We start from the raw sequence: 17,237 nt of genomic DNA on the forward strand, positions 1-17,237 counted from the left end.
GTGAACGAAAGGGCGGCAGCGATGCCGCCCTTTTTTTGTTGGTTTGTGGCGATAGAATGCCGGAATGGCGGAGCCGTCTGCAATTCCGCCACAGCCCGCCATGAACCCGGATTGGCCCTCGTCCGTAGCTATTCGACCAGCGCACAGCGCGTCGACTGCGCGGGGACCCGTCAGATACGAACCACCCACAGGTAGGAGAAACCGATGTCCACCATGTCCAGGCGCCACTTGATGCTTGCCGCAACCGGTATCGCCGCGATTGCAGCGGCGCCCCGCACCGTCTTCGCCCAGGCGGCGGCCCCTGCCCCCGCAGCGGCGGCTCCGACCGGCCCCTTCACGCTGCCGCCGCTCACCTACCCGACCAATGCGCTCGAACCCCATATCGACGCCAAGACGATGGAAATCCATCACGACCGTCACCATCAGGCGTTCATCACCAACCTCAACAACCTTGCCAAGACCAACACCCAGCTAGGCACGGCGAAGATCGAGGACGTCCTCGGCAATCTGAACGCGCTGGATGACGGCATCAAATTCGCCGTCCGCAACAATCTCGGCGGCCACGCCAACCACACCATGTTCTGGGAAATCATGGGCCCCAATGGCGGCAAGCCGGAAGGCGACTTGCTCGCGGCGATCGACAAGGATCTCGGCGGCATGGAAAAATTCCAGACCGACTTCAACGCCGCCGGCGGCCGCCAGTTCGGCTCGGGCTGGGTGTTCGTCACCGTGGCCAAGGATGGCAAGCTCGCGATCGAGACGCGTCCGAACCAGGACAACCCGATGATGGACGGCAAGCGCGCCTTGATGGGCAACGACGTCTGGGAGCACGCCTATTACCTGAACTACCAGAACCGCCGCGCCGATTACCTGAAGGCATGGTGGAACACGGTGAACTGGGCCAAGGTCGGCGAACGCTATGCCGCGGCGAAGGCCGGCACGCTCGGCGTGTGAATGTGACCCACGTAAACGAAAGGGCGGCCGTGAGGCCGCCCTTTTTTACTTTCATCGCGATTGATGATCGCCCCTGCTGCGATCAAGCGATATCGAAGCGATCGAGGTTCATCACCTTGGTCCAAGCCGCGACGAAATCCCTGGCGAACTTCTCCTTCGAGTCCGCGCAGCCATAGACTTCCGCAAACGCACGCAGTTGCGAATGCGAGCCGAAGATCAGGTCGACGCGGGTGGCGGTCCACTTGACCGCATTCGTCTTGCGGTCGCGCCCCTCATACGTGCCGTCGGATCCGGCGGGTTGCCATTGCGTGCTCATGTCGAGCAGGTTGACGAAGAAGTCGTTCGTCAGCGTCTCGGGCCGCGTCGTCAATACGCCCTGCTTGAAGTTACCGGCATTGGCGCCGAGAACGCGCAGACCGCCGACCAGCACCGTCATCTCGGGCCCGGTCAACCGCAGCAATTGCGCCCGGTCCACCAACGCCTCCTCAGGCTTCATGAACTGGTGCTTCTTGCTGTTGATATAGTTGCGGAAGCCGTCGGCCCGTGGTTCGAGCGGGGCAAACGATTCGACATCGGTCTGATCCTGCGACGCGTCGCCGCGTCCCGGCGTGAAGGGCACCTTTACGTCAAGCCCGGCGTCCTTGGCGGCTTTCTCGACGGCCGCGCAGCCGCCAAGAACGATCAGGTCGGCCATCGAAACCTTCTTGCCGGACTCCTTCTGGATCGCTTCGAGCTTCTGCAGAACCGTCTTGAGCTCGGCGGGCTGGTTGACCTCCCAGTCCTTTTGCGGGCTAAGGCGAATACGCGCCCCATTTGCGCCGCCGCGCTTGTCGGAGCCGCGGAAGGTCGACGCCGACGCCCATGCCGCCGAGACGAGCTGGGACACCGACAGGCCTGAGGCGAGAATCTTCGCCTTCAGCGCTTCGATATCCTGTTCGCCGATCAGCTCATGATCCACTGCCGGGATCGGATCCTGCCAGATCAACGTTTCCTTCGGCACCAGCGGGCCGAGATAGCGTGCGACCGGGCCCATGTCGCGGTGCGTCAGCTTGAACCAGGCCCGCGCGAACGCGTCGGCGAACTGGTCCGGATTTTCGTAGAAGCGCCGCGAGATCTTTTCATAGGCGGGGTCGAAGCGCAGCGACAGGTCGGTGGTCAGCATGGTCGGCACATGCTTCTTCGATGTGTCGAACGCGTCCGGGATGGTGGCTTCCGCGCCCTTCGCCTGCCATTGCTTTGCGCCGGCCGGGCTCTTGGTCAGCTCCCATTCGTTCTCGAACAGGTTCTTGAAGAAGAAGTTGCTCCACTTCGTCGGCGTCTGGGTCCAGGTGACCTCCGGACCGCCCGTGATGGCGTGGGCGCCCATGCCGGTGCCGTGCTTGCTCTTCCAGCCGAGGCCCTGGTCCTCGATCGCGCCGCTTTCCGGGTCAGGTCCGACCAACGACGGATCGCCGGCGCCATGGGTCTTGCCGAAGGTGTGGCCGCCGGCGATCAGGGCCACGGTCTCTTCGTCGTTCATCGCCATGCGGAGGAAGGTCTCGCGGATGTCTTTCGCCGCCGCGAGCGGGTCCGGGTTGCCGTTCGGGCCTTCGGGGTTGACATAGATCAGGCCCATCTGCACCGCGCCGAGCGGCTCGGCCAGCTGGCGCTCGCCGCTGTAGCGCTCGTCGCCGAGCCAGGTGCCTTCGGGGCCCCAGAACAGCTCTTCCGGCTCCCAGACGTCGACGCGCCCGCCGGCGAAGCCAAACGTCTTGAAGTCCATCGATTCCAGCGCGACGTTGCCGGCGAGAATCATCAGGTCGGCCCACGAGATCTTGCGGCCATATTTCTGCTTGATCGGCCACAGCAGCCGGCGCGCCTTGTCGAGGTTGGCGTTGTCTGGCCAGCTGTTCAGCGGCGCAAAGCGCTGCTGGCCCGCCCCGGCACCGCCGCGGCCGTCGGTGATGCGGTACGTGCCCGCGCTGTGCCACGCCATGCGGACCATCAGGCCGCCATAGTGACCGAAATCGGCCGGCCACCATTCCTGCGATTCCGTCATCAGCGCCGTCAGGTCCTTGATCACGGCATTGAGATCGAGCGTCTTGAATTCCTTGGCGTAGTCGAACGCCCCGCCCATCGGATCGGACAAGGTCGAGTTGCGGTGGAGCACCGAGACATCCAGCGCGTCCGGCCACCAGTCGCGATTGCCGCGTCCGCGCGAGCCCGTGAACGGGCATTTTGCTTGGTCATCCATGGTCGTCTCCTGCAGGTCGCTATTGGAATTGGACGCAATCTAAAGCACCGCCGCTCGATCAGGTAAAGTTGATTTTCTTGATCGAACCGATAAGATCACCTGATGATCCAGATGACGCTCAGACAGCTCCGCTACTTCGATGCGCTGGCGCGTCACGGCCATTTCGGGCGCGCCGCGGAGTCGTGCTCGATCTCGCAGCCGGCGCTGTCGATGCAGATCAAGGAAATGGAGGAAGCGCTCGGCGGCGTGCTGCTGGAACGCAGCGCGCGGCAGGTTTCGCTGACGAAGTTCGGCGAAGAGATCGTGCAGCGCGTCCGCGAGATCCTGCGCTCGGTCGACGAACTCGGCGATTTCGCGCGCGCCTCGCGCGACCGGCTCGCCGGTCGCCTGCGCATCGGCATGATCCCGACCATCGCGCCCTATCTGTTGCCGAAGGTGATCGAAAATCTCGCGCGCATGCACCCCGAGCTCGACATCCACGTCCGCGAGACGCTGACGCCAAAACTGATCAAGGAAGTCGTAGAGGGGCGGCTCGACACCGCGATCGTGGCGCTGCCGGTTTCCGAACCTTCGCTGACCGAGGTCGTGTGTTTTTCGGAAAACTTCCTGCTGGTGCGGCCGGGAGAGGACGAAGGGACGCCGGTGCCGAGCCACGAGACGCTGCGCGAGATGCGGCTGCTGCTGCTCGAAGAGGGACATTGTTTCCGCGACCAGGCGCTGTCGTTCTGCAACATGCAGTCGCCGCCGCGGGAAGTACTGGACGCAAGCTCGCTGTCGACGCTGGTGCAAATGGTCGGCGCGGGCATCGGCGTCACGTTGATTCCGGAAATGGCGGTCGGGGTGGAAACGCGCTCGGCCACCGTCTCCGTCGCGCGCTTCAAGGATCCGCAGCCGTCGCGCACCATCGGCATGGTCTGGCGCAAGACCAGCCCGCTCGCCGGGCAGTTGCAGCAGATATCCGAGGTGGTATGCCTCGCCGCGGAGGCGTTGCGCGAACAACGCAAGGCGGGATCGTCAACACGCCGATCGCGGACCTAACGGAGCGAGCGCCTTGCGGGGACTGCCTGCATCCTCTAGTTTGCGAGCACATCGTCATCAACCGACCTTCCGCAGGCCATGTTCCGTAGCTTCGCTGCCGCCGCCATCCTCGTGTCATGTTTCACGGCAGCCGGATGGGCCCAAACTCCTTCGGCGACCGACGCGCCGGCGGCAACGCCGCCCGCCAAGCCCGTCGCGAAGAAGGCGACGCCGAAGGCCAAGGCTGCCGCCAAGCAGCCAGTTGTTGCGGAAACCGGTCCCTGCAGGCTCGGCGTGATCTCGGCGGTCGGTGATCGCTTCGCCGTGCAGAAGTTCGGCCTCACGGTTTTCGAGACCGAGGAGAGCGAGGCCACCGTCGATGGCTGGGGGCTCGACGATCTCGTCGTGGCCCGGGTCCGCGCGGCGACCAATAACGATCCGACGGTCAAGAGGATCGCGTTTCCGAAGGGCGCGTTTCAACCTTTCTACAATCCGAGCTCGCGCTTTCTGCCCGATCCGCGCGAAGGCCTTCCGGCGATCGTCCGAAACATTACGCCGGCGGCAAAATGCGACCGCTATCTCGTCGTGACCCGATCCAAGGGACAGGTGCCGGGCACCAATCTCATACTCGACGGCGTCGGCGCGTATAATCGCGGCATCGGATCGGTCCTGAGACACTCGCATTTGTTCGCCAATATCGCGCTGAGCATGCTGGACGGCATCACCTATGAGCGGGTCAATCGTCCGTTCGCCGGTGTCGGTGCGAGGCTGGCCGCAGGCTTGCGAATAACCGAAGATCCGCTGACAAAGCTGGACAATTCGCTGTTTCCGGAATCGACGGCGGCCGTGCCGGGCAGTACCGCGCTCCGCGAACGAACCCGGACGCTGATCGCCGCGAATCTCGACCAAGTGCTGCCGGACTATCTCAAGAACGACTAGCATGCCGCATCCCATCATTCGTCCCGCCCGACCAGAGGAATATGACGAGGTCGCCCGCGTTTGGATGAACAGCTGGGCATCGGTCGGGCTCGAAGAAGCCAGCGACTCGCTATTGGATAAACTGCGCGCGCGGGTGCCGATGGAGATCGAGAGGGGCTGGAGCCTTTACGTCGCCGCCGACGACGGCAAGCTGGCAGCGATGCTCGCGATGCATGTACCCGACTGCTATCTCGACCAACTCTTCGTAGCGCCGGAATACCAGGGCAACAGCCTTGGGCGAAGGCTGCTCGCCTTCACGAGGCTGCAATTGCCGGACGAAATCTGGCTGCGCTGCGTGCGCGAGAACGAGAAGGCCTGGCGCTGGTACGAGCGCGAAGGCTTCGTGTTCGAGAAAGAGCAGGTCGAGCCGATGATGGGTCGCGTGATGAAATATTATCGCTGGAAGAATTCGATAGCGGCCGCACAATGATAGACCCGATGCGGCCTTGCAGAGCAGAAGCACACCTTCTAGTTTAATTCTTCCGTAGTACCGTGCTTCTTGCTTGAATCTTTCATGCTTCGATCGCTCGCTGCCGTCATCGCTCTGTCGTGCTTTTCGGCATCCGCGGCACAGGCCCAGGCTGTGCCGCAAATCATTGCGACGCAACCCGCTACACCGAGCGTCATATCCATTGTTCGAAAACGAAGCGTGCCGGCAGGCAAGCAGGCTTCCGGCGTCAGCGGCTCGTGCGGGCTTGGCGTTATCGTCGTCGTTGGCGACGAGTTCATGGTGAAGAGGATCGGCGTTACCCAATTCCAGAGCAGCGAGACGAAAGTGCCGATCAATTGGGGCCTCGAAGATCTCATCTTCGCGCGGGTCCGTGCCGCCGCGCCGCGGGGGCTCTCGGTGCTGAGGATCCCGTTCGACAAATCAAAACTTCCGAAACGCGACGAGTCGAAGATGGGGTTGTTTCGCGACGAGAAGGCCGAATTGGCCGACTTCATGCGGAAGGCCACCGAAGGCACGAGCTGCCAGAGATACGTTTGGGTGGGCAATTCGATCAGCCAGTTCGGCAGTTCCGGCTATTCAGTCCGCGGCATCGGCATCGTGAACCATGATGTGCTGGTCGGACATCGAATCTATTTTTTCGCCCTCAGCTTCATCCGCATTTTTGACGGGCGCGATTTTTCCATCATCCGGCACGGCTCGGCGCTGACGCACATGGACCCGCTGCTGAAGCGGGTGCTGCTGGGCACGCTGATCCTGGGTCCCTACAGCGAGTTGGCCGAGGCATCATTTCCGGACAAACCGGAGGGCGTGGCCGGCAATCTCGCTTTTCGCGAATATGCGCGGGCCTTGCTGACGGCGAGCCTCGACAGGACACTTCCCATCATGCTTCGGCCTTGAGCTGTCCCGTCGGAATCCCGCGCCTTGCGGGGCTTAACCTTGGTGGGGCCGTTCAAACTGCCGCCGCGCCCGGCGCTCCAGCGGGCTGAAACGTTCGCGGCGGGGTGATGCAGACTCAAAATCTGCAAAACAACCCCATGCACAGTAGCGAAGCTCCTGGAATCGCTCAGGTAACGACGCGCGGATCGACATCCCCGGCGTAATCGACGCCATCGATGCCGAAGCCGAACAGGCGCAGGAACTGGCTCTTGTATTCCCCGAGGTCGGCCAGTTCGCCGAGCGTTTCGGTGGTGAGCAGCGGCCATCGCCGCATCACCTCGGTCTGAACTTTTGGCGACAGTTCCCAGTCGTCGACGCGAATGCGCTTGGCGTCGTCGAGCTCCACATCCTTGCCGAGGCGGGTGCGGAACAGGCGGTCGATCTGTTCGATGCAGCCTTCATGGAGCCCGAGCTGCTTCATCACCTTGAACAGCACCGTGCCGTAGAGCGGCACCACCGGGATCGCCGAGCTGGCCTGCGTGACCACGGCCTTCAGCGCCACCACGCGGGCGGCGTCTTCGCCGAGCCGGCCGCGGATCGCTTCCGCCTTGCGGTCGAGGTCGACCTTGGCGCGGCCGAGCGTGCCGTTCCAGTAGATCGGCCAGGTCAGTTCGCTGCCGATATAGGTGTAGTTGAGGGTCCGGAAGCCCGGCGCCAGCACGCCGGCGTCGGCGAGCTGGTCGATCCAGCGCTGCCAGTCTTCGCCGCCCATCACCGCCACCGTGGCGGCGGCTTCGTCCTCGCTCGCCGGCGCAATGGTGGTCTCGTAGACCTCGCCGGTCTCGGTGTTGAGGGTCTTGATCTCGACGGGCGCGCCGAGCGGCTTGATCGCCGAGCGCCAGGTTTTTCCGGTCACCGGATCGGTGCGGACCGGCGCGGCCATGCTGTAGACCAGCATGTCGAGCTGGCCGAACTTTTCGCGCACGCGCTCGATGAAGGTCTTCTTCAGCTCGTCGGAGAAACCATCGCCCTCCAGCGTGACGGGCGCGCGGCCGATCTTGCCGGCCTCGATTTCGAAGGCGCGGTTGTTGTACCAGCCGGCGCTGCCGCTCCTGGTCGCGGAAGGCTCGCGCTCCATCGATACGCCGATGGTGTCCGCCCCCCCCGCAAAGGTGGAGACGATGCGGCTGGCGAGGCCGTAGCCGGTCGAGCAGCCCACCACGGCGACGCGCTTGGGGCTTTCCGGAATGGCGCCCTTGCCGACAACATAGCCGATCTGCTCGCGCACATTCGCAGCACAGCCGGCAGGATGTGCGGTCGTGCAGATGAAGCCTCGCACGCGCGGTTCAATAATCATGCCCACCCCGTTCTGGATTGTTGCAAGGTCACCATCCGCCCGCCTGCCGATATCTCACCGCGGGCGGCCGTGGCGAAAACAAATCAGGCATCCATCCGCCTGAACACCAGCGTGGCGTTGGTGCCGCCGAAGCCGAACGAGTTCGACAGTACGGTCGTAAGCCTGGCGTTGTCGATGCGCTTGCGCACGATCGGCATGTCGGCGAACACCGGATCGAGCTCGGTGATATGCGCGCTCTCGCAGATGAAGCCGTTGTTCATCATCAGCAGCGAATAGATCGCTTCCTGCACGCCGGTGGCGCCGAGCGAGTGGCCGGTCAGCGCCTTTGTCGCCGAGATCGGCGGGCACTTTTCGCCGCTGCCGAACACCTTTCGGATCGCCTCGATTTCCGGCGGGTCGCCTGCCGGCGTCGAGGTCGCGTGCGGATTGATATAGTCGACCGGGGTGTTCACGGTCGACATCGCCATGCGCATGCAGCGCTCCGCGCCTTCGCCCGACGGTGCGACCATGTCGTAACCATCCGACGTCGCACCATAACCGACCACTTCGGCGTAGATGCGCGCGCCGCGCGCCTTGGCATGTTCGAGCTCTTCCAGCACCAGCACGCCGGCGCCGCCGGCGATGACGAAACCATCGCGGTTGAGGTCGTAGGGGCGCGAAGCGGTGGCGGGTGTTTCGTTGTATTTCGAGGACATCGCGCCCATGGCGTCGAACAGCACCGACAGCGACCAGTCGAGCTCCTCGCAACCGCCGGCGAAGATGACATCCTGCTTGCCGTACTGAATCGTCTCATAGGCATTGCCGATGCAATGGTTCGAGGTCGCGCAGGCCGACGAGATCGAATAGTTCACGCCCTTGATCTTGAACCAGGTCGCGAGCGTCGCCGAGGCGGTCGACGACATCGCCTTCGGCACCGCGAACGGACCGACGCGCTTGGGCCCCTTGCTGCGCGTGATGTCGGCCGCTTCCACGATCGTGCGCGCCGACGGCCCGCCCGATCCCATGATGATGCCGGTACGGACGTTGGAGACCTGTTCGGGCTCAAGCCCGGAGTCGCGGATCGCCTGCTCCATCGCGACGTGATTCCACGCCGCGCCTTCCGCCAGGAAACGCATGGCGCGACGATCGATCACTTCGGCCGGATTCAGCGTGGGCGCGCCCTGCACCTGCGAACGGAAGCCAAGCTCCGCATGCTTCTCCGCACGCGTGATGCCGGACTTCGCCTCGTAAAGGCTCGCAAGAACTTCCTGGGTGTTGTTTCCGATGGACGAGACAATCCCCATCCCCGTAATGACAACCCGCCTCATGATCGCCTCACCCTGCCGTTTCCGTTCGTCTGTGAAGATATATTGATGGCCTGATCGCGCCGCTCAGCCCGGCTCGACGCCTTGCTTGAACAGCCCGACCTTCAGGTCCTTGGCGCGATAGATAATCTCGCCATCCATGGAAAGCCAGCCGTCGCCCACGCCCAGCACGAGCTTAGAACGCATCACGCGTTTCATGTCGATGTTGTACACCACCTTGCGGGCGTTCGGCAGCACCTGGCCGGAGAACTTGAGTTCGCCCAGCCCCAGCGCCCGGCCGCGTCCCTCGCCACCGACCCATCCGAGGTAAAAGCCGACCATCTGCCACATCGCGTCGAGGCCGAGACAGCCCGGCATGACCGGGTCGTTCTTGAAATGGCAACCGAAAAACCACAGGTCCGGCTTCACATCGAGCTCGGCCCGAATCAGGCCCTTGCCGTACTCGCCGCCGGTTTCGCTGATTTCGGTAATGCGGTCGAACATCAGCATGGGCGGCAGCGGCAATTGTGCATTGCCCGGGCCGAACATCTCGCCGCGGCCGCAGGCGAGCAAGTCCTCGTATTCATAACCGCTGCGCCGATCCAGCATCGTTTTCCGCCTCTACCTTGGATGTCCCGATCGAGCGCTTTGAGCGAACCGGACCCGTTTCCCTACGGGAAGACTTGCCTCCCGCAATTTGGCGCTACTTAGGGTGCTATCGGCCCGAGTCCCTGCCGAAATCGCATATGTGGTCCGCGCGCTCTGTAACATAGGCGGATAGGCCCGGCAAAGCGCCGGAACGAGTGAAAACACCGCATTTACCAATCTAGTACCTTTCTAAACTGGGGCCAGTTCTAGTTGCGATAAACTTGCATCTACCTGATTTCCTTTTATATTGGGTAGGAATATTGCCCGAGTTAGCGTGGTGCCTGCCGTGGAAATCAACGACCAAGCTTCGCTTCAGACCGACGACGGTATCGATCCGGCTGCCCGGGCCGCCGGGCATCAGCCGGCGTTGACGGGCTGTCCCTGGCACGACGTCAATGAAATGCTGCAGGCCGCGGGTCTTCGGCCCACCCGTCAGCGCATGGCTTTGGGTTGGCTTCTGTTCGGCAAGGGCGCCCGCCATCTGACCGCGGAAATGCTTTACGAAGAAGCCACGCTGGCCAAGGTTCCGGTGTCGCTGGCGACCGTCTACAACACGCTGAACCAACTCACCGATGCCGGCCTGCTGCGCCAGGTGTCGGTCGACGGCACCAAGACCTATTTCGACACCAACGTCACCGCGCACCATCACTTCTATCTCGAGAACAACCACGAGCTGGTCGACATTCCCGATCCGCATCTGGTGCTGTCGAAGATGCCTGATGTGCCGGAAGGCTACGAAATCGCCCGCGTCGACATGGTCGTGCGGCTGCGCAAGAAGCGCTGAGCACAAGCAGATAGCTTGTCATACGCGGGCTTGACCCGCGTATCGATCGATCTTCATCAAATGCTTTTGCGAAGCGGATGGATTGCCGGGTCAAGCCCGGCAATGACGAATGGCGCGCTGCGCCTCACTCCACCTTCTCGTCCGCGTACACGCCCCACAGGCGCTGCTGCTCGATCCAGCCGTCAAAACCGTTGCCGATCACGCGGCACCAGCCGTTGGCGCATTTCTTGACCTGGGTCACGACGCCGGCCTGCAGGCGGGCGGCGATCGCGCTGGTGCGGTCGGGCCGGTCGTAGAGCGACGCCAGCTCGTCCTTGCTCTTCATGGTGACGACCGCAGTGCGGCGGCCGGAGAGCAGCGAATGATAGACCCAGCCTTCGGAACCCTCGGAATCGCGCACGCGGCGCCAGTTCTCGAACTCGGCGGTGATTTCGACCGGCAGGCCCGAGCGGGTATAGATCCAGGCAACGTCGTTGTCCTTGGTCGGACCGGCCCTGACGTTCACATGGTCTGATTTAAGGCTGACATACCGCGGCACCGGCAGGCCGCTCGTGGTGGAACCTGAATCCTTGGCCGAAAACCCCGTGCTGACCGATGTCAAAAGCCAGCACCCCGCCAGCAACGCCACCGAACAGAAACGCCCCAACGCCATTAACCCGTCTCCTGCCGAACCAGCCTCAACTCGAATTCTTCGCGTTGAAACCGCTCGCTAACGCCCGAAAACCCCAAACCCCTGTGCCGCGCTTTGCCCGCCCCGGATACTCGATCCCCCGAGGGGTTCTTGTCTTGGCCCGGCCTTCTGATAGAGAGGACGGCACGTTGAGAACAAGAACGCCCGAATTTTCCCCTGAAAATCCGTGGCAAGTATTTGGAAACCCAAGGACTTGCCCGACAACCAGCGGGACGTCGGGACGCGCAGCTTCCGCAGTGTCGAACAACCGGGTTAATGAGGTCTGAACGGCGAGCTCTGGCGACCCATTGCCTCATGAGAGCAGTACATGTCGGTTAAGAAAAAACCTCTCGTCGTCGTCACCCGCAAGCTGCCGGACTCGATCGAGACCCGGATGCGCGAGCTGTTCGACGCGCGGCTGAACCTCGACGACACACCGATGACGCCGGAACAGATTGCGGAAGCGGTGCGCACCGCCGACGTGCTGGTGCCGACCGTCACCGACATGATCACCGAGGAGATGCTGGGGCATCCCGACTGCAAGCTGCGCATGATCGCCAATTTCGGCAATGGCGTCGACAATATCGACGTGTCAGCGGCGCATGCCCGCGGCATCACGGTGACCAATACGCCGAAGGTGCTGACTGAAGACACCGCCGACATGACCATGGCGCTGATTCTCGCGGTGCCGCGCCGGCTGATCGAGGGCGCGGCAATCCTCACCGAGGGCAGGAACTGGCCCGGCTGGTCGCCGACCTGGATGCTGGGTCATCGCATCGGCGGCAAACGCCTCGGTATCATCGGCATGGGCCGCATCGGCCAGGCGGTCGCGCGCCGCGCCCGCGCCTTCGGCCTGCAGATCCACTATCACAACCGCCGTCCCGTGGCGCCCGTGATCGCCGATGAACTCGGCGCGACCTATTGGGAAAGCCTCGACCAGATGCTGGCGCGGATGGACATCATCTCGGTGAACTGTCCGCACACGCCGGCGACCTACCATCTGCTGTCGGCGCGGCGGCTGAAGTTGATGCGCAAGGACGCCTATATCGTCAACACCGCGCGCGGCGGCGTGATCGACGAGGACACGCTGATCAAGCTGATCGAAGCCGGCGACATCGGCGGCGCCGGCCTCGACGTCTACGAGCACGAACCTGCAGTCAATCCAAAGCTGGTGCGGCTGGCCAAGGCCGGCAAGGTGACGCTGCTGCCGCATATGGGCTCGGCCACCATCGAAGGCCGCGTCGAGATGGGCGAGAAGGTGATCATCAACATCAGAACCTTCCTCGACGCCCACAAGCCGCCGGACCGCGTGCTGCCCAGCATGCTGTAGAGGATGAGGCTCGGAAAACGTGGACCGGACGAGCGCGTCAAGGAGCGAAGCGCGCTGACTCTCTCCCCGTCATTCCGGGGCGTGCGGAGCACGAACCCGGAATCCAATGATCAACTTGCGCTGCGGCACGATGGATTCCGGGTTCGTGCTACGCGCGCCCCGGAATGACGACGGAGGACGCCGCGCGTCGCTGTCCAACTAAACCGTCTTGCCCTTCCGCCGTTCGCGCTTGCGCCATTCCGCGACGAAGGCCACGAACGCGGCGAGCGCCGGCGGCGGCTGGCGACGACTCGGATAATACAAAAACGGCCCCGGAAATGGCGGGCACCAATCGTCGAGTACGCTGACCAGCGCGCCTGATTTGATGCCGTAGCGAACATAGCCCTCGAAGGTGAGCCAGAAGCCGACGCCGTCATGCGCCGCGCGCAACGCGAGGCCGAGATGGGTCGCAATCAGTTTCGGTGGTGGCGAGACCTTTACGACACGGCCGGCCTTTTCGAACTCCCAGTCCAGCATCGCGCCGCTGCCGAAGCGGGTGCGGATGCTGGAATGTTCCAGCAAGTCTTTCGGATGCTTCGGCGTTCCATGCTGCGCGACATATTCCTTCGAGGCCACGACCGCGTAGCGCTGCGGGGCGCCGAGCGAGACTGCGATCATGTCCTGCGCCAGATGCTCGCCATAGCGCACGCCGGCATCGAAGCCGCCGGCCACGATGTCGACGAACGCGCTATCGCCCGTCATCTCCAGATCGATCCTGGGATGGGCTGCGAGAAACGGCGCGACCATCGGCGCCAGCACCAGATCGATCGCCGGCGGCGGCGCGTTGATGCGCAGGCGCCCCGACGGCACGGCGCGCAGGCCGCGCACCTGGTCGAGCGCCGCGCCGACATCCGTCATCGCCGGCCCGACCCGGGAGAGCAGCAATTCGCCGGCTTCGGTCAGGGCGACGCTGCGCGTGGTGCGGTTCATCAGGCGGACGCCGAGCCGCTCCTCCATGTCGCGCAGGCGCTGGCTGAGACTCGAGACGGAGACGCCCTGCTCGGTCGCGGCGCGGCGGAAGTTTTTGGTGCGCGCCACGGCGACGAAGGCATCGATATCGCGGAGGTCGAAGTTTTTCATTGTTCGTTATACTGAACAAGCTATTCCAGATTGTCCAGCTTATCGCGAAGCCGATGCCGGCGCATATCAGCCTTGTCATTGCGGCACGAATGTCCGTCGCCGAACACGAGGAGAATCATCATGCAACAGCGCAAACTCGGGTCCACAGGTCCATCCGTTTCGTCCATCGGGCTCGGCTGCATGGGCATGTCGGACTTCTACGGCCCCGCCGACCGCAGCGAGAGCATCGCCACCATCCACGCCGCGCTCGATGCCGGCATCACCCTGCTCGACACCGGCGATTTCTACGGCATGGGCCACAATGAAATGCTGATCCGCGAGGCGCTTGCCGGGCGCCATCGCGACAAGGTCAGGATCAGCGTCAAGTTCGGCGCGCTGCGCGATCCCAACAAGGGCTTTCTCGGCTACGACAGCCGACCGGCGGCGATCAGGAATTTCGTCGCCTATTCGCTGCAGCGGCTCGGCGTCGACACCATCGACGTCTATCGGCCGGCGCGGCTCGATCCCGACGTGCCGATCGAAGAGAGCGTCGGCGCGATGGCCGACATGATCAAGGCGGGCTGGATCAGGCATATCGGGCTTTCCGAAGTCGGCTCCGACACCCTTCGAAGGGCGCACGCGGTGCATCCGATCGTCGACCTGCAGATCGAATACTCGCTGCTTGCGCGCGGTATCGAGAGCGACATCTTGAAAACCTGCCGCGAGCTTGGGATCGGCATCACCGCCTACGGCGTATTGTCGCGCGGACTGATCAGCGGACACTGGTCGAAAGATCGTTCCGACGCGCAGGATTTCCGCCAGATGAGCCCACGCTTCCAGGGCGCCAACCTCGACGCCAACCTGGCGCTGGTGGACTCGCTGCGCGCCATTGCCGCCGAGGTCGGGGCATCGCCGGCCCAGGTCGCGATCGCGTGGGTCGCAGCCCAAGGCAATGACATCGTGCCGCTGGTCGGCGCCCGCCGGCGCGACCGGCTTTCGGAGGCGCTCGGCGCGCTCGATGTGACATTGACGGACGCGCATCTCGCCGCGCTCGGCAAGGCTTTTCCGCCCGGCGTCGCTGCAGGCGCGCGCTACCCCGAGGCGCAGCTGGCGCATATGGACAGCGAGAATCGCGCCGTGTGAGGCGTCGCTTCACCCGCCCCTTGAGGGGGCGGGTGAAGCAAGCGCGTGACCGCTGAGATCGGTGATGGTGGGCTTGTCGCCGTTGAGCGGATTTTGCGGATCGCGGGCGTAGCGCAGGGTTTCGAAGCGCATGGCACGGGCGTCCACCATCACCAGCCGTCCGATCAGGCTTTCGCCAAAGCCGACGATTTCGCGGATCGCCTCCAGCGCCATCATCGAGCCCATGATGCCGGCCAGCGCGCCCATCACGCCGGCTTCCGCACAGGCCGGCACGGTGCCGGGCGGCGGCGGTTCGGGAAACAGGCAGCGATAGGTCGGGTTGAACGCACCGTCCGCGCCGCGTTCATGCGCGCGGATCGTGGTCAGCGAGCCATCGAACTGGCCCAGCGCCGCGGTGATCAGCGGCTTGCCGGCCAAGAAACACGCGTCGGACACCAGATAGCGCGTTTCGAAATTGTCGGAGCCGTCGAGCACGAGATCGTAGCCGCCGATCAGCGACATGACGTTCCTGGCGTCGAGGCGCACCGCATGCGGCTCGAAATGAACGTGCGGATTGAGCGCGTCGATGACCTCCGCGGCGCTGTCGACCTTGCGCCGTCCGACATCGCGCGTGGTGTGGATGATCTGGCGCTGCAGGTTGGAGAGCGAGACGATATCGTCATCGACCACGCCCAGCGTGCCGACGCCGGCGGCGGCCAGATACATCAAAACCGGCGCGCCGAGACCGCCGGCGCCGATCACCAGCACGGACGCTTCCTTCAGCGCGGTCTGGCCGGGCCCCCCGACTTCCCGCAGCACGATGTGGCGGGCGTAGCGTTCGATTTCGTCGGCCGTCAGCATGGTCGCGTCAAATCCTTCCGCAGCGATTACGTCTCATAGTGAGGGGCGGCGCTGAACCGGCGGGCCGTTGGTGCCGACCAAGCAGATGTGCTTAGTTGACGGAACGTCAATGCGCACTTCCCGCTTCCACTCCATATCTTCTGGATTTGTCATGAGATCGGCGCTTTCGGCAACATTTGTCATCGTGGCCATGGGTCTGGCGACCGCCGCGCAGGCGCAGACGCCGCCCGCCGCGGCGAAACCGGCACGCCCCGCGCTTCAGAAACCGGAAGACACCGCGGGCGCCATGAGCCAGGCCGAGCGGCTGGCGCTGCAGTCGGACCTGGCCTGGGTCGGGCAATATAACGGCGCGATATCGGGCGACGTCAGCGAGCGCATGGTCAACGCCATCAAGGAATTCCAGAAAACGCGCGGCGGCAAGCCGACCGGCGTACTCAATCCGCAGGAACGCGGCATGCTGGCGGATACCGCACGGCGAAAACAGGAAAGCGTCGGCTGGAAGATCCAGACCGACCCCGGCACCGGCGTGCGGCTCGGCATCCCTACAAAACTGGTGCCGCAGCAGGCCAGCGACGCCAACGGCACCAAATGGACCTCGCCATCAGGTACGATCCAAATTCAGCTGGCGCGGCGCAGGGAAGCCGGCCCCACCACCGCAAAACTCGCCGAGCGCGAGAAGAAGGAGCCGGGGCGCGCGATCGACTACACCGTGGTGAAGCCGGACTTTTTCGTGCTGTCCGGCATGCAGGGCCTGAAGAAGTTTTACATGCGCGGTACCTTCAAGGGCGACGAGGTCCGCATCCTCACCATCCTCTACGATCAGGCGACGGAAAATACCGTGGAACCGGTCGTGATCGCGATGTCGAGCGCGTTCAATGCGTTTCCAGCGGTCGCGCAAATCGCCGGACCGCCGCCACGCAAAAGCGTCGAATACGGCACCGGCCTCGTCGTCAGCGACGACGGAGCCATCCTGACCGATCGCCAGATCACCGACGGCTGTCTCACGGTGGCGATTGCGGGACATGGCAATGCCGACCGCGTCGCCGAGGACAAGGCGCACGATCTCGCGCTGCTGCGCATCTATGGCGCGCGCGGGCTCAAGGCGCTCAATCTTGCCAACGTCGCGACGAAGACAGCGCTCGACCTCACCGGCATCGCCGATCCGCAGAGCCAGGGCGGCGGTTCGGCGGTGAGCGGCAGCAAGGCTGCGGTGGCGCAACTGGGTGGCGGCAGCGATGTGGCACTGACGCCGGCGCCGGCGGCCGGTTTTTCCGGCGCGCCCGCGCTCGATGGCGACGGCCGGTTTGCCGGCATCGCGCTGCTGAAGCCGGTTCTGGTCGCCGGTCCTACCAACGGCATTCCCTCGGCGCAGGCGGTGCTGGTGACGTCTGATACGGTGCGGGGTTTCCTGAAAGCCAATGGCATCCACGCGGCGGGCGGAGCGTTGGACGCGAGAGCGTCGGTGGTCCGCGTCATTTGCGTCAGGAAGTAGTTCGACCCGGACGCGATGCTGCGCCGCGTCCTAGGCGCAAACGGGTCAAGGCTCGAGCTTGGCGGCTTGACGCAGATCAACGA

General features: G+C 63.9%; 16 protein-coding genes. 9 read left to right on the forward strand and 7 right to left on the reverse strand.

The window, feature by feature from the left end:
- The first annotated feature begins 204 nt into the window (after nt 1-204).
- Nucleotides 205-954 (forward strand): superoxide dismutase, encoded by a 750-nt coding sequence (locus tag QUH67_RS00265; RefSeq protein ID WP_300944667.1) that lies wholly within the window; start codon nt 205-207, stop codon nt 952-954.
- An 82-nt stretch (nt 955-1,036) separates the two neighbouring features.
- On the opposite strand, the gene katG is transcribed toward QUH67_RS00265, so the two are convergent.
- On the reverse strand, nt 1,037-3,187 hold the full coding sequence (gene katG / locus QUH67_RS00270; protein ID WP_300944668.1) for a catalase/peroxidase HPI: 2,151 nt from the start codon (nt 3,185-3,187) through the stop codon (nt 1,037-1,039).
- Between the two features lie 102 nt (nt 3,188-3,289).
- Between katG and QUH67_RS00275 the strand changes: the two genes are divergently transcribed.
- From QUH67_RS00275 to QUH67_RS00290, 4 genes are all read left to right on the forward strand, one after another.
- Complete coding sequence (locus tag QUH67_RS00275; RefSeq protein WP_300944669.1) at nt 3,290-4,225, forward strand: LysR substrate-binding domain-containing protein; 936 nt, start codon at nt 3,290-3,292, stop codon at nt 4,223-4,225.
- 78 nt (nt 4,226-4,303) lie between these two features.
- The gene (locus QUH67_RS00280; RefSeq protein WP_300944670.1) at nt 4,304-5,143 is read left to right on the forward strand and encodes a hypothetical protein; all 840 of its coding nucleotides are present in this window, start codon (nt 4,304-4,306) and stop codon (nt 5,141-5,143) included.
- A gap of 1 nt (nt 5,144) precedes the next feature.
- On the forward strand, nt 5,145-5,612 hold the full coding sequence (locus QUH67_RS00285) for a GNAT family N-acetyltransferase (RefSeq protein WP_300944671.1): 468 nt from the start codon (nt 5,145-5,147) through the stop codon (nt 5,610-5,612).
- 219 nt (nt 5,613-5,831) lie between these two features.
- Nucleotides 5,832-6,530, forward strand: a complete 699-nt coding sequence (locus tag QUH67_RS00290; RefSeq protein ID WP_300944672.1) for a hypothetical protein — start codon at nt 5,832-5,834, stop codon at nt 6,528-6,530.
- Between the two features lie 166 nt (nt 6,531-6,696).
- On the opposite strand, the gene fabV is transcribed toward QUH67_RS00290, so the two are convergent.
- The 3 genes from fabV to fabA form a co-directional block, all read right to left on the reverse strand.
- Nucleotides 6,697-7,866: an enoyl-ACP reductase FabV gene (gene fabV / locus QUH67_RS00295; RefSeq protein WP_300944673.1), complete on the reverse strand. Its 1,170-nt coding sequence runs from the start codon at nt 7,864-7,866 to the stop codon at nt 6,697-6,699.
- An 83-nt stretch (nt 7,867-7,949) separates the two neighbouring features.
- On the reverse strand, nt 7,950-9,173 hold the full coding sequence (gene fabB / locus QUH67_RS00300) for a beta-ketoacyl-ACP synthase I (RefSeq protein WP_300944674.1): 1,224 nt from the start codon (nt 9,171-9,173) through the stop codon (nt 7,950-7,952).
- A gap of 63 nt (nt 9,174-9,236) precedes the next feature.
- Complete coding sequence (fabA, locus tag QUH67_RS00305) at nt 9,237-9,758, reverse strand: 3-hydroxyacyl-[acyl-carrier-protein] dehydratase FabA (RefSeq protein WP_300944675.1); 522 nt, start codon at nt 9,756-9,758, stop codon at nt 9,237-9,239.
- A 331-nt stretch (nt 9,759-10,089) separates the two neighbouring features.
- Between fabA and irrA the strand changes: the two genes are divergently transcribed.
- Nucleotides 10,090-10,581 carry an iron response transcriptional regulator IrrA gene (irrA, locus tag QUH67_RS00310; RefSeq protein ID WP_407080502.1) on the forward strand — a complete coding sequence of 164 codons (492 nt, stop codon included), beginning with the start codon at nt 10,090-10,092 and terminating at the stop codon, nt 10,579-10,581.
- 124 nt (nt 10,582-10,705) lie between these two features.
- Here irrA and QUH67_RS00315 read toward each other — a convergent pair whose 3' ends face one another.
- On the reverse strand, nt 10,706-11,233 hold the full coding sequence (locus QUH67_RS00315; RefSeq protein ID WP_300944676.1) for an SH3 domain-containing protein: 528 nt from the start codon (nt 11,231-11,233) through the stop codon (nt 10,706-10,708).
- 346 nt (nt 11,234-11,579) lie between these two features.
- Here QUH67_RS00315 and QUH67_RS00320 point away from each other — a divergent pair, with 346 nt between their 5' ends.
- The gene (locus QUH67_RS00320; protein ID WP_300944677.1) at nt 11,580-12,581 is read left to right on the forward strand and encodes a 2-hydroxyacid dehydrogenase; all 1,002 of its coding nucleotides are present in this window, start codon (nt 11,580-11,582) and stop codon (nt 12,579-12,581) included.
- Between the two features lie 198 nt (nt 12,582-12,779).
- Here the strand turns inward: QUH67_RS00320 and QUH67_RS00325 are convergent, their stop codons facing one another.
- Complete coding sequence (locus QUH67_RS00325) at nt 12,780-13,700, reverse strand: LysR family transcriptional regulator (protein ID WP_300944678.1); 921 nt, start codon at nt 13,698-13,700, stop codon at nt 12,780-12,782.
- 120 nt (nt 13,701-13,820) lie between these two features.
- Here QUH67_RS00325 and QUH67_RS00330 point away from each other — a divergent pair, with 120 nt between their 5' ends.
- Entirely contained in the window at nt 13,821-14,822 is a 1,002-nt protein-coding gene (locus QUH67_RS00330) for an aldo/keto reductase (RefSeq protein ID WP_300944679.1), read from the forward strand.
- A 9-nt stretch (nt 14,823-14,831) separates the two neighbouring features.
- Here the strand turns inward: QUH67_RS00330 and QUH67_RS00335 are convergent, their stop codons facing one another.
- Nucleotides 14,832-15,662, reverse strand: coding sequence for a HesA/MoeB/ThiF family protein (locus QUH67_RS00335; RefSeq protein WP_300944680.1), 831 nt, complete (start codon nt 15,660-15,662; stop codon nt 14,832-14,834).
- Between the two features lie 151 nt (nt 15,663-15,813).
- Between QUH67_RS00335 and QUH67_RS00340 the strand changes: the two genes are divergently transcribed.
- On the forward strand, nt 15,814-17,154 hold the full coding sequence (locus tag QUH67_RS00340; RefSeq protein ID WP_407080388.1) for a serine protease: 1,341 nt from the start codon (nt 15,814-15,816) through the stop codon (nt 17,152-17,154).
- Nucleotides 17,155-17,237 lie beyond the last annotated feature (83 nt).

Source organism: Bradyrhizobium roseum, from assembly GCF_030413175.1.
Lineage (GTDB): Bacteria > Pseudomonadota > Alphaproteobacteria > Rhizobiales > Xanthobacteraceae > Bradyrhizobium > Bradyrhizobium roseum.